Source organism: Tianxiuia mixotrophica (assembly GCF_050596425.1).
GTDB lineage: Bacteria > Bacillota > Clostridia > Peptostreptococcales > Acidaminobacteraceae.
This window is the reverse complement of record NZ_CP192292.1, coordinates 2667154-2680248: the sequence shown is the minus strand read 5'-3', so window position 1 is coordinate 2680248 and position 13095 is coordinate 2667154. Positions and strand designations below refer to the sequence as shown.

Annotated in this window: 15 protein-coding genes and 2 riboswitches; of the genes, 13 read left to right on the top strand and 2 right to left on the bottom strand. The window is 37.2% G+C overall.

The window, feature by feature from the left end:
* Positions 1–115: 115 nt before the first annotated feature.
* A complete protein-coding gene (locus ACQ4KW_RS11715; RefSeq protein ID WP_430882661.1) occupies positions 116–982 on the bottom strand; it encodes a tRNA 2-thiocytidine biosynthesis TtcA family protein in 867 nt (288 codons plus the stop codon).
* Positions 983–1871: 889 nt separating this feature from the next.
* On the opposite strand from ACQ4KW_RS11715, the gene ACQ4KW_RS11710 reads away from it, so the two are divergent.
* The 7 genes from ACQ4KW_RS11710 (at position 1872) to ACQ4KW_RS11680 (ending at position 8326) form a co-directional block, all read left to right on the top strand.
* Positions 1872–2822 carry a hypothetical protein gene (locus ACQ4KW_RS11710; protein ID WP_430882660.1) on the top strand — a complete coding sequence of 317 codons (951 nt, stop codon included), beginning with the start codon at positions 1872–1874 and terminating at the stop codon, positions 2820–2822.
* A gap of 109 nt (positions 2823–2931) precedes the next feature.
* Positions 2932–3030: riboswitch (SAM riboswitch) on the top strand.
* Positions 3031–3124: 94 nt separating this feature from the next.
* Positions 3125–3222, top strand: a riboswitch (SAM riboswitch).
* 72 nt (positions 3223–3294) lie between these two features.
* Positions 3295–4458 (top strand): homocysteine biosynthesis protein, encoded by a 1164-nt coding sequence (locus ACQ4KW_RS11705; protein WP_430882659.1) that lies wholly within the window; start codon positions 3295–3297, stop codon positions 4456–4458.
* Positions 4459–4460: 2 nt separating this feature from the next.
* Positions 4461–4883: an NIL domain-containing protein gene (locus tag ACQ4KW_RS11700; RefSeq protein ID WP_430882658.1), complete on the top strand. Its 423-nt coding sequence runs from the start codon at positions 4461–4463 to the stop codon at positions 4881–4883.
* Entirely contained in the window at positions 4873–5631 is a 759-nt protein-coding gene (locus ACQ4KW_RS11695; protein ID WP_430882657.1) for a UPF0280 family protein, read from the top strand. Before ACQ4KW_RS11700 ends, ACQ4KW_RS11695 begins: the two co-directional genes overlap by 11 nt.
* Positions 5632–5782: 151 nt before the next feature.
* A complete protein-coding gene (gene metF, locus ACQ4KW_RS11690; protein ID WP_430882656.1) occupies positions 5783–6688 on the top strand; it encodes a methylenetetrahydrofolate reductase [NAD(P)H] in 906 nt (301 codons plus the stop codon).
* Positions 6689–6810: 122 nt separating this feature from the next.
* Positions 6811–7191 carry a DUF7674 family protein gene (locus tag ACQ4KW_RS11685; protein WP_430882655.1) on the top strand — a complete coding sequence of 127 codons (381 nt, stop codon included), beginning with the start codon at positions 6811–6813 and terminating at the stop codon, positions 7189–7191.
* Positions 7192–7669: 478 nt separating this feature from the next.
* Positions 7670–8326: a zinc dependent phospholipase C family protein gene (locus ACQ4KW_RS11680; RefSeq protein ID WP_430882654.1), complete on the top strand. Its 657-nt coding sequence runs from the start codon at positions 7670–7672 to the stop codon at positions 8324–8326.
* A gap of 251 nt (positions 8327–8577) precedes the next feature.
* Here the strand turns inward: ACQ4KW_RS11680 and ACQ4KW_RS11675 are convergent, their stop codons facing one another.
* Positions 8578–9744, bottom strand: coding sequence for a hypothetical protein (locus ACQ4KW_RS11675; protein WP_430882653.1), 1167 nt, complete (start codon positions 9742–9744; stop codon positions 8578–8580).
* 246 nt (positions 9745–9990) lie between these two features.
* On the opposite strand from ACQ4KW_RS11675, the gene ACQ4KW_RS11670 reads away from it, so the two are divergent.
* From ACQ4KW_RS11670 to ACQ4KW_RS11645, 6 genes are all read left to right on the top strand, one after another.
* Complete coding sequence (locus ACQ4KW_RS11670; protein WP_430882652.1) at positions 9991–10626, top strand: hypothetical protein; 636 nt, start codon at positions 9991–9993, stop codon at positions 10624–10626.
* 101 nt (positions 10627–10727) lie between these two features.
* Positions 10728–10952 carry a hypothetical protein gene (locus ACQ4KW_RS11665; protein WP_430882651.1) on the top strand — a complete coding sequence of 75 codons (225 nt, stop codon included), beginning with the start codon at positions 10728–10730 and terminating at the stop codon, positions 10950–10952.
* Positions 10953–11195: 243 nt separating this feature from the next.
* A complete protein-coding gene (locus tag ACQ4KW_RS11660; RefSeq protein ID WP_430882650.1) occupies positions 11196–11657 on the top strand; it encodes a GNAT family N-acetyltransferase in 462 nt (153 codons plus the stop codon).
* A gap of 130 nt (positions 11658–11787) precedes the next feature.
* Positions 11788–12456 (top strand): SanA/YdcF family protein, encoded by a 669-nt coding sequence (locus ACQ4KW_RS11655; RefSeq protein WP_430882649.1) that lies wholly within the window; start codon positions 11788–11790, stop codon positions 12454–12456.
* Between the two features lie 42 nt (positions 12457–12498).
* Complete coding sequence (locus tag ACQ4KW_RS11650) at positions 12499–12756, top strand: hypothetical protein (protein WP_430882648.1); 258 nt, start codon at positions 12499–12501, stop codon at positions 12754–12756.
* Positions 12737–13033, top strand: a complete 297-nt coding sequence (locus ACQ4KW_RS11645; protein ID WP_430882647.1) for a hypothetical protein — start codon at positions 12737–12739, stop codon at positions 13031–13033. The genes ACQ4KW_RS11650 and ACQ4KW_RS11645 overlap by 20 nt, the downstream gene beginning before the upstream one ends.
* The last annotated feature ends 62 nt before the right edge of the window (positions 13034–13095 follow it).

Sequence of the window (13095 nt, the reverse complement as noted above, 5' to 3'; positions counted from 1 at the left end):
TAAAGGATGTTTTTCAAACTTTAAAGCAAATTAAATAAGATTAAGGGCTATTGTCGCTTTAAGTGACAATAGCCCTTTTTAAGATAAATTAAAGGCAAACTGTTAGAATTAGAAACTAATCTTCATTATACCCATCAAGGAAACTGTGTTTTTCCCCTTCTGTTGTCCAGCCAATGATGGCATCCATATGAACATTTTTAGCGGAATGGAATATGGACTTTTCCACATCCTTGAATGACTCACCAAGTGTAGCGATAAGTTCTTTAACTTCGCGACGCTTGGATGATGTTTTTTTAGCGGCAACAACACAGCCACAGTCCATTGGATTTAGACCATTCCAAGAAGCCCATTTTTTTATATCTTGCTCTCTGAGATAGTAAAGGGGACGAATAAGCTCCATGTCTTCAAAATTGCTTGCCTTGAGTTTAGGCATCATTGTCATGAATTTTCCAGCACACAGGACATTCATCATAACCGTCTCAATGACATCATCAAAATGGTGACCTAGTGCAACCTTATTACATCCGTGTTCCTTAGCAAAGGCATAAAGGGCACCACGTCTCATCCGAGCACATAAATAACAAGGATAGCTGTTGGCTATGTCATCAACGACCTCGAATATTTTTTTATCAAATATTTTCACCGGTATATTCAAATAGGCACAGTGCTCTTCTAGCAAATCCCTATTGGCTTTATTGAAACCTGGGTCCATTGATATGAATTCCAGTTCAAAATTTTTCATCCCGTGGCGCTGAAGCTCTTGGAACATTTTCGCAAGGAGCAAACTATCCTTACCCCCAGATATGGCAACTGCGATCTTATCTCCATCTTGAATAAGCTCATATTCCTTAATGGCTTTTATGAACTTGGTCCAAGTGCCTTTTCGAAACTTTTTAATAATACTGCGTTCAATATCTTTAAGCGATTGTCTTTCATTTTCTGGTATGAAAATTTCACAACCGCTGCCTGAAAGCTTTGACATGGCAGCCTCCTTGTAAATGGTATTGTTAAGATCAAATATAATCATATAATTTTACTATGGATTAAATGACACTCCAAGGAATATATTATCTTTTTTGTGTGAGAAGTTCAATACGAAATGAGAAAATGCTGTCATGCTTAAAATAAAAAAACTGCCCCTGGGCAGATTGTGTTAGAAAATGTGGTCTTTTCAATTCATTAAAGAATGGCTGATCAGGATATGTACAATTGTTTGGACCCTTGAATAGAAGGTTGTGAAGAGCTTATTAAAGAGCCTAAAAATGAGATTAAAAATGAGGTTGAAAAAGAGAGACTAGAATAAAAACTGGCCAAAAAAGAATGCTGAGAGACCAGCTGGGGAAGCTAGTCTCTCTATGCTTTACTGGAGCATGTATTGAGAAATTGGGGTATTATGAAACGTTCTATTAAGAACGTTATCAACGTGTATTAAAAGGACTCTGGTTCTTAGATAAATGCTTTACAGTGACGTTACGGTTGTGAAATACCAAACAACACCAAGTATTGTCACCGATAGGAGGATATAAGCAATTTTTGTTCGAGTCATAAAACCTCCTGATCAACTTGTTATATGTTTAACGATTTGTCACCTTGATATTAACATATACTTGTATACAAAGCAATAGATTTTCTAATAAAAACATTTAAAAAAATGAGTAAAAACATGGATGATACGTTGAATATACGCAGATAAACAGAAAGGCTGTAAATGTAAAAACAATGCCCACATAAGGAAAAATAAAGAAAAATAAAAGTGAATATTTTAACAATGACTTAGACGACAAGATTTCATCAAATGTTAATCTGTAGACCATATTTATTTTGCTATAATATAGTTGGAATCAATACCATCTTTTAGTGGGGGAATGAAAATGGATAGCACATATAAAATTATTAAAAGTGAATACAGTATGAAAGCAGATAGGGTGGCTTCTGCCCTGATTGATATTATCACACATATAAATGATCCGAAATGGCTTGAAGAGGGACCACACAGCCGACTTATGGAGTCCCTTGATTCCTGCTTGAAAAAGGCTTCCACACCGGACTGTATATTAGATTTGGTAGAGAAGGTCATTTCTGTGTTCATAGCAGACTCTTCTGCTTTAAGTAAAATAGCCAAGCATTTAGAAGACGCTTCCACTGATAAGACCCAAAAGGACATAATGCTTGCAAACGCATACATACATGAAGTTTATTTATCTTCAAGAGGTCTTGAAATTGGGGAGACCAAGCAAAAGGAACTTCTAAAAGAAATTAAAATAGATATACTCCGCCAGCAAGTGGTGAGTGAAAAAAACAGGAATATGATTCATTCCTTAGAGACAAACTTAAATGCCAATGCGGCCCTTGATGAAAAACAGTCTGAGCTCATCAACACAATAGAAGCTCAGCTCAATGAGAAGGCCAACCTTGACGATCAGCAATCCGAGCTAATAGATCAGATTAAGAAAGCATTTGTAGAAAAAACAATTGTGGATCTGGAACAAAGTGAGCTTCTTGGGCGTCTTGAAAATATTATTGAGAAAAAAGATGATATTGATGCAAAGCAAACCCAGAGTCTTCTTAAAATTAAAGAAGAGCTTATATCAAAGACCATTAAGGATATTGAGCAGTCCTCGGCAATTGATAAACTGGAAAGTCGTCTCTACGATATGCAAATGGAAATAGACAGTCTGCATAGAAAATTTAGGGACGCTGGGCAAGGGGCCCTAGACAGGGATAGAGTTGTTCTAGGACGAATCAATAAGCAAACTCTAGTCTTGGTCTGTGTGGGTGTTTATATGCTTTTATTGAGCATGGCCCTCTTTATTCGATTCTAAATTGCAAATTAGATTTGCCAAAGAATCTGATTTGTGAAAAATATTCAGAAAACACCTTGACTTTCATATCAACTATGATTATACTATGTTTTAAATAAATATACTGAAACACTCATTAAGAGCGACTGAGGGATCTGGCCCTATGACGTCCGGCAACCTGCTGAAATGCAAGGTGCTAAATCCAGCGGTGAAGACCGGAAGATGAGCAATAAGCCTACAAGCAAACCTTCTGGATTCCCAGAAGGTTTTTTTATATCGCTTTTTAAAGAAAACTAAATAATGGTTCATTTACAATTATTGAACACTTATCCAGAGTGACTGAGGGACTGGCCCTGTGACGTCCGGCAACCTGCTGAAATGCAAGGTGCTAAATCCAGCGGTATAAACCGGAAGATGAGTATGCAAAAGCAGCCCATCTCTAGATGGGCTTTTTTAATATCAAGAAACAGGCGAATGAAGCAGGAGGCGTATTATGGCAAAAACTTATGAAGAAATCAATGAAAGAATTAGAAAAGGACAGGCCGTTGTTGTAACCGCAGAAGAAATTATCGACATTGTAGATGAGATTGGGCTGGATGAAGCTGCAAAAAAAGTGGATGTGGTGACAACGGCAACTTTCGGACCCATGTGTTCGACGGGGGCTTTTCTAAATTTTGGTCACACCAGTCCAGCCATACGTATGGAAAAAATATTTCTAAATGATGTGGAAGCATATGGTGGATTGGCTGCAGTGGACACATACATCGGTGCAACCCAGGAATCCAGGTCAGAGGGTTATGATTATGGAGGCGCCCATGTTATATGCGATTTAATTGATGGGAAGTCAGTTTTTCTAAAGGCAACAGGCAAAGGAACAGATTGTTATCCGAATAAAAAGACTGAAGCTGAGATAAAGCTTGACTCTCTCAATGAGGCTTATTTGTATAATCCAAGAAATTGCTATCAAAATTATAATGCCGCTATAAACGGGTCAGATAAAATCATTTATACATATATGGGACCACTTAAGGCAAAGTATGGCAATGTGACCTATTCGACATCAGGCCAGCTCAGTCCCTTACTCAACGATCCACTTTATAGGACGATTGGCGTGGGAACGCGGATATTTATTGGAGGCGCAACGGGGTATGTCAGCTGGAAAGGCACGCAGTTTAACGCTTCAGCAGAACGTGCAGAAAATGATATTCCAAAGGGAACAGGAGGAACGCTCGCACTCATTGGTGATTTAAAGGATATGGATACCAAGTATATTCGTCCAGGCGTCTTTAAAAAATATGGCTGCACTATGTATGTTGGTGTGGGTATTCCTATACCCGTCCTGGACTTAGATGTTTTGAAAAGATGTGCCATCCGTGACCAAGATATCTATACAAATGTAATTGACTATTCTGTCTCCAAGGGGCCTAAACCTGTGGTTGCCAGGGTCAGTTATGCTGAACTTAAATCTGGACAGATTGATGTGAATGGTACAAAAGTGAAAACCTCTCCAATTACCAGTTTGAGTCGGTCTCGTGAAATTGCACAAGTCCTAAAAGAAAAAATCATTGATGGATCATTCGAACTTCAAAAGCCCGTGGAATTGCTTCCGCGTAAATCCAGCGTTGGTCCACTGGTTGATACAAGTGAGGAGGCATAAATATGAAGACAAAATTCATTATAAATTTTCCAGCATCCCAGTCACAGGAGCCTGTGATTTATGAACTCATAGCTAATTATGGTCTAAAGGTTAATATTCTAAAGGCATCTATTGATATAAATCTACAAGGCCATATGCTGGCAGAGGTTGAAGGACAATCTGACCAAATAGGAAAAGCCTTTGAGTATTTAGAAGAGGTGGGCATTGAGGCAGATTTTATAAAAAGCACCATACAAAGAGATGAGAATAAATGTGTTGATTGTGGTCTTTGTACAGCTGTATGTGGTTCTAAAGCACTTCGAATAGGCCATGAAACTGGTTGGAAATTAACTTATGAAGACAACAGATGTGTGGGGTGCAATCTTTGTATCCAGGCTTGTCCTTTGCAAGCCATAACAAATGAGGTGGGACTGAGTGTCAAATAAACGACAAAACGCCCTTTATCAGGAAAGGACATATAGATACAAGACAAGTGGTCATGACCTCATTGAGCAAACCATTATTCAAAATGAATCCGATCTTCAAATTTACTCAAATGTCAATGTGGTTGATAAAGCGGATGGTCATTTAAGAGAGATTCGGGATCTTTTAAATGCTCATATTGAAAAACACCCGAACTTTGAGAAAAGTCTTGAACCGATAACCTTTGAACAAACCCCAAAAGACTTGCACCCTCAAGTATTGAAAATGTATCATGCTGCCAGGCGAGCAGGGGTGGGACCCATGGCAGCTGTGGCAGGGGCGGTTTCAGAGTATATAGGCCAAAGACTCTTCAGTGAAAATGAAAGCCTAACAGATATTTTTATTGAAAATGGTGGAGATATCTACCTTAAAACGACAAAGGAGAGAAGAATCCTGGTTCACGCAGGTCAATCCCCCCTAAGTGAAAAGCTGGCCATAAAGATAAAACCAGAAATGACCCCTTGCGGGATATGCACATCATCTGGGACGGTCGGTCATTCGCTTAGTTTTGGAAAGGCTGATGCTGTCGTTGTTATAAGTAAGGACACGTGCCTGGCAGATGCGACGGCAACGTCTCTTGGCAATTTGATTCAAGAAGATACAGATATTGAAAGAGGCATTGCTGTCGCACGTCAAATAGAAGGTATAGACGGCGTCTTGTTCATTGTTGGTGATAAGCTGGGGGCTTGGGGCCAGGTCGAACTTTGCTAGCAGGGCAAATCGGGGCAAAACTCGCATAGAAAAACAGAATTGAAAAGTAAAACAGAAAAGTAAAACAGAATAGATCAAGGGAAAGATGATCTAAACTTGAACACTATAAATATAGAAAAATAAGAGGATGTAATGGAAGGATGTAACGGCTATGAAAATTAAAGAAGTTTTAGAACAAAAGAAACCAACAATATCATTTGAAGTGTTTCCTCCAAAGCGAAACATGGATATTGAAGGCATTTTTAAAACAATTGAAGCCTTAAAACCCCTAGACCCAGACTTTATATCAGTGACATATGGCGCAGGGGGAACATCAAAAGACACGACAATTGAAATAGCTTCTAGAATCAAAAAGGAGTATGAAATTGAAACCATTGCCCATTTAACCTGTGTGACCTCAACGACCCAGGAAGTGAATGAAACCCTGGCTGAGCTCAAGGAACAAGGCATTGAAAATATTCTGGCACTTAGAGGGGATATTCCTCAGGATATACCGACCAGTCAACTACCAAATGATTTCAAATACGCATCAGACCTCGTAAAGCATATCCAGCAGAACAAGGACTTTTCTGTGGGCGGTGCTTGTTATCCTGAGGGCCACCTAGACGCCATGTCCTTTGAAGAGGACATTTGGAATCTTAAGAGAAAGGCCTCTCTAGGACTTGATTTTCTGATCACACAGTTGTTTTTTGATAACGAAACCTTCTATAAATTTGCAGAAAAATGTCAGTCTCATGGTATCAATACACCTATTATTGCAGGGATTCTTCCAGTCTTGAGCAAGTCTCAAATACTGAGAATTCAGCAGCTGTCCGGCTGTACACTTCCAAAAAAATTCTTACGTATTCTCAATAGATATGAACACGATCCGAGGGCTCTGAAGGAAGCGGGAACGGCATATGCCATCGAGCAAATTATTGATTTATTGAGCTGGGGCATTGATGGGGTTCACATTTACACTATGAACAAACCGGAAACAGCGGCTAAAATAACAGATGCCATTCAGTCCATTCGTAAAACCCTAGTGGGATCAGAAGTGGAGTCGGGAATTATATAAGTTCATTTACGCAGTTTGCCATGAAAGATGAACACGCGAAATAATCAGAATAATGACAAAATTACGAAAACGTAGTATAATGAAAGGGTGATATCGGCAGAAATGGAACAGGAGTGATAGACTTGATCCAAAAAGATGAAGTGTTAACGGGTCTCTTGCATAACCTGCCGGATACATATGCTGATCACCGAATGCGTGACAGAAATAGAATGGACTTATATGGTGGTGTCGACATTATATCCGATGCAATTGTGAATTCTTTGGGACGCGAAGATACTCAAAATTTTATGTGGCTATTTGCACTCATTGAGAAGTATTTAAAAGAAGGCGATAAGGAAGTCAAGGAACTTTTGAGTTACGGACTTATAGACCATCTTCAGGAGAGCCTTATTAAAAAACGAATGAAGTTAAGTGCACTCGATCCGTGGTTGAGGGACGAGACGAAAGATGTATGGCAAAGCATGATAGATATATGGTCACAAGCGGATAGACCAGAAGAATGAAGCTCTTAAAGGGGGCTTCTTTCTATTTGAAGATTTCTATTAGAACTAGGTATATGATCAAAACATTCTATAGTCAATTGAAAACAATATTCATATCTTGTATAATATAGGTAACCCGTAATTAAATAAGAGACTCTCTAGAGAGTCTCAGCAGTAGTTTTCTCCTATAAAGCCTTTGTCTTATTTCCCGATAAGATAAAAGCTGTAGTAACTACTTTCCAAAGCGTTGATCCCGAGACTTAACCCGTAGGTGGTCGGGATTTTCGTTTTTTGAGCACATGGGTGACACTATACCATTTGAGTTGTATTGAATGTCACTTTGAATAAATTATTAGATAAACTATAATTACTGATCTTTTTAAATTGCAAGACATTTAGAAGGATCTCTTTTTATGTCATTCTATCTGTATTATTATTTAAAATGTAACGCCTTAAAATGAATATAATGTTAAAATATAGTAGTTGAGGAGGCGGTTATATGGCAACGTGGGGATTACACATCCGCATCGCAGAAGTCTTAATTAATAAAGAACAAATGGATTTAGATAAAAAAAGTTTTTTGGTGGGCAATATAGCAGCTGATGCAGGAAAACCAAATGCAGACCGGAGTGCCTTCGATTCACCACCAGAGATTAGTCACTGGAAAGACCATAAAAAGCGTATTCGTCCGGATTTTTTCTATAAGGCTCACTTGTCTGAGTTTTATGGTGATCAAAAGAAACGGTCTTTCTTTCTCGGGTACTATGTTCATTTAATGACAGATCTTTGGTGGGAAGCCTTCTTTGAGCACATGAAAGAGATCAATCCGCTCTATAAGAAGGTCGAGAATGACAAGGACTATATTTGGGTTATAAAAAAGGACTGGTATGATTTAGATCATTTGTATTTTTTACAGAATCAAGAGTCGGTGTTCTGGACTATATTTCAGCATATTGACAGATTTCCAGATTACTTGGATTATTTTGAACAAGGGCAAATCTATGAGAAAATATGCTATATAAAAGACTTTTATATGTCACCTCCCAGTGATTTCAATAGACCCTATAAACATTTACAAATGGAAGACATGAATGCTTTTGTGGACAATGTGGTGTCTGGGATTGCAGAGGACCTAAATGAAAAACTACAGAGATAGAAAAATAAGTTTAGGGATGAGTCTTGTAACGCTGATACTCTTTCTTGTAACCAGGCAAGAAGCATTATTTAAACATATGTGGATTTCGTTTGTTGTATCTGGAGTATGTATTTTTAGGTTGGTTCAGTCAGAGGATCAATTTTGGTATAGAGAGATACTTTTGAGTTTGCACTTAATTTATCTTACATGTTTTGGATTTCTATATGTATTTATATGGTGTGCTCTGCACACGGAACTGCCTTAACTACAATTTAGTTGCTGATGGAGGATGCTTTATTCTTGCTTGTGTTGTTTTCAGGGGCAATGATAATACAGTAAATGTCCTTATCAATAATCTGTTTGGCAATAAACTTATCATCTACTGTGATTGAGCCATTTGTTATATAACTGCTATGAGAAGCAGCCATAGACTCTTGTGAAATGTCATTGTATTTTCCTGTGTCTAGATTATATGAAATGATGGACTTTGATGCCCTGTCGTTGATCAAGATCCAGTCTTCCAGTAAGTGTATTGTGAAAATATCTATTTCCTGATCATTAAGGATTGTCAGAGACTCTGAAGACTCAGAGTCTCTTTTTATAATGTTTTTAAAGTCCTTTAAAATGTATACATTAGCATTGCCAAATCCATCGTGCCAAATCATGTGTTTATTATCTGACATAGGGGATAATATGGAGGACTCAGGCGCATAGGCACCAACAAAATTATTTTGAACAAGGTCATAAGTAACGATTGAGTTTTTAGAGTTGTTGCGCTTTAAATAAGTGATAATGGAATCATTAATATAGGGGGTATCATAAGGAGACATCAAATGGATGTCGTCATGGAATGATTCTATGGTGTTTGCTTCAATGTCCAGTATTTTGAGGGCATAAGTATGTCCCTTTGAAAGCGAGTCATCGCTTTCATACCAAATCAAGTGTGTATTTGAAAGAGCTACAGAAATTGGTATAGAACTTGGACTTGTCTTAGATTGGTATACTGCTTCGACTAGGTGATTGTTCAGGTTCATTCTATAGAGGGTCCATTTTTCCTTAGAATCTTGGAGAATCCAAAAGAGACTTTGCTCATTGCTTTTTAGATTGTTCATTTTAATACCAGCGTCAATCGTTTTCAATAGCAAAGCGACAGTGTCCTTCTTTGTATTTTTAGAATAAATCTCATAGGTTTTTGAGTCAGTTTCATTTTGAGGCTCGCGTAGGACACTATAATATATTGTGTCGCCATAAACTGAGAAGTCAACAATATCGCCGCCGCTGGGAGGAATAAGTTTATAAGAGGCATATGAGAAAGCAGATGTTGAAACTTCAGCACTTTCTTTAGCAAAAGCTGAAAACAGATATAATGCAATAAATCCAGTTATGATGATTGATGCAAGCCAAATATTTGTTTTTGAGCATTTGTTGGTTCTAAGCATAAGTGTGCCTCCTCTTAAAACTGCACGAGAACAATATTGGGTGTCAATTTGTATTTTTGATATTGCTCAGGTTCCAAGCGATCTAATATACATAATATAACATATAAGGAAGAGGATTTAACGTCAAAGGTTTGATTCGTATCATTTAAACTTGATATTAAGTCAAAAAAACTGGATTTTTCAAATGAATTGCTATGTAAAAGTGTTAAAATATAGACATGTCAAAATATATACGTGGAGGATAAAATGCCAGAGGAAGCGATTATAAAATTAGTGGAGATCATCCCAAGTTTAGTCAACTCAGCGGTGCTGATATTTATAGTTTTACTTCTGAAAAAACCAATGGTGGAATACATACTTCCCAAAATCGTAGAGTTTAAGGGACTAGGTGTTGAAGTCAAGCTGATGGAAACGAAAATTAGAAATGTAGAAGCCAAAAGGGCAAAACGAATAAAAGACACTGACCTAAAGTACGATTTAACCGTTCTTGACCGGGTAAATCGCAATACAGACGTACTTAGAAATAAGCGGGTCTTATGGATTGATGATGAAATCTCTAAAATCAAAGAAGAAGCTGAAGTTCTAAATGAAATGGGCATTAATATTGATATTTCAACGTCTGACGCCTGTGCACTTAATAAACTTAAAACAATGAATTATGACTTGGTGTATTCGGATATTGAAAGAGATGGAAATGCTAAGAGCGGAATTGATCTGGCGGCCATCATGGAAGAAGAAGGTATTCAAACCCCAATCATTTTTTACATAAGTAAGCTCGAGAAAGCGAAGGGCACGCCGCCCTATGCTTTTGGCATAACAAATCGGTTTGATGAACTGCTGCATTTAACACTGGACTGTTTTTCAAGAAAAAGTACCAAATAATATAAATTTTAAGAAGGAAACAGAATTGATAGTGGTTTAAGATATCTTAGGAAAAAGCAAGACGTATGAACTGTCTATGTCAGAAGATTGGGGGATATAAAATGGTAAAATTCATGAACCAAATGGTTAAAGGGCTTGGTCCAACAAAATTTACAGCTATTTATGCGGTGCTGTTTACATCGCTAATAAATTCAATAGCAACAGCAGTGAATGTTATAATGAAAAATCCACCATGGACAACAAGTCAAGTGCTTATAAACGTTATTATGTACTTTGTGATTGGCCTATTTTTAGGTCGTCAAATTGTAAAAAAAAGCGGATGTTAAGGAAATCATAAACCGGTGCAGAGCAGTCACATGCATAATTTTCATACATAAAAGGTCAAAGTTTTAGTTAAGGTGTCATTTCATAAAAGGTCATTTTGTGTACAGACTGAATGAAATGACATTTTTAAAACTCGAATATGGTAAAATGTGGAATGAAAGTAAAAACAAGAGACATAAGGATGGTATGATAAACATATACCTATATTTAATTTAAATATGTTTAGTATTAATAAGGAGAATAATATGCAGTTTATAGGAACAAAAGACGCACAGAGTATTGCACGACTCAATGAACCCGTTCAAAATCTACACTGTGAACTCTATCCGGAACGTTTTAAACCTTATGACTTTGAAAGTGTTCATGCGTATTTTACCAAAGTGGTTAATAAGGAAACCCATCATTTTATTATAGGGCAAGATTTAGGATTTAACACTGGATATGTGCGGTTTGAAGAAATATTTCGAGCTGAAACCGCCTTTTCAAAGGCCACTCATTATGTCTATGTGCATCAGATATCAGTTAGTCCAAAATACCGCGGGAGGGGAATAGGAAAAGCCTTGTTTGCTTGTGTCAAAGAGTTTTGCTATGCCAGATCTGTGGATAGAATAGGGCTTGATTACTGGGTTGAGAACCAAAAGGCCAAAGAGATATATGAAGGCATGGGTTTTGAACCACAAAAGGAAGTCAGTTACTTAAACTTATAGTCAGGTTCTTTGCAAGCATAGAACCCGGAGCAAGGAATACATTATTTTGAAAATATTTGTAATCATCCTGATAATCATTTGTCTCTTCCTTTTGATAAAATAATCATAATAATAGATATGGAGACAATATATGAGAAAAATGACAAGAATAGCATTTGTGATGATGATCTTTCTTTTAATATCTGGCTTATTGATTAATGTACACATTCTAAATAAAGCCAAGGATCTAATTTATCATGAAACCGAAAATACACCTGAAAAGCAAGCTGTAATTATTTTGGGCGCTTATGTGAGAGGTGAAACTCTTTCCCATGTACTTGAGCAAAGGGTTAAAAGAGGTGTTGATATATATTTGAATGGAAAGGTATCCAAAATACTGCTGTCTGGAGATCATGGACAGTCAAACTATGATGAAGTAAACAGTATGAGAAAATATATTTTAGAGAATTATTCTAAAGTACGAGAAGATGACATATTTATGGACCATGCAGGTTTCGATACTTATGACAGTATGTACCGAGCAAGGGACATATTCAAAATCGAGAATGCCGTTGTAGTCACTCAAGCCTTTCACGTTGATAGGGCTGTTTATATAGCCAATGAACTTGGAATTGAAGCCGTAGGCTATGCTGTAAATGAAGATATGTATCCACTTGCTCTCAAGTGCAAATGGAGGTTAAGAGAGTCTTTAGCAAGGATCAAGGCCTATGGCAATATAGCGTTTAAATCAAAGCCAAGATTTCTGGGGGAATCTATACCAATAACAGGAAATGGAAAACATAGTTGGGATGACAAGTGAAAGAACTGCTTCTAGAAGATAGAAGTACATGGAGGTGTAAACGTGATTTTAACACTCTTTTATTTAATTGGCATGTCAATAATCATTTTACTTGTAGGGCTGAGCATAGGGCTCATAGTAAGAGCGTATCTATTAAAATCAGAGGATAAAATCAGTGTAGACATTAAGAATAAAAATGGCATAGAGTCGAGTGCATTGAAGCGAAATTCTTGTATTAGCCTAGACTTAAGCTGTTTTTCAGCGAGTGAAGTCAAGGAAGTTGTAGATCTTGTTCAAAACATTGAGAATAGACATAGATAAAGCGGGGTTTATGGAATATATCAATTACAAAAAACTGACAATTGTAGCCGTCCTAATAATTCTTGTTTCATTAGGACTAAACGCCCTATTTTCTTACAAGTGGATTGTGGTGGTTTTGTGGTTTGTACCAGTCATTACAGTTATAGAGAATAAGTATGCCGTTCGGGTTCATAAAAAGAAACTAAGTGATATGGAAGAGTTTTGGAATCCGGTGATATTTCTGTACATGGCACTAATAGTCACATTAATTTATGTGTTTGGTATGCATCAAGTTTAGCTTAACTGGCTTAGAAAAAAGAAGGAGATGCAATGACTCTAAGAAATTTTTTCGACTTGTTT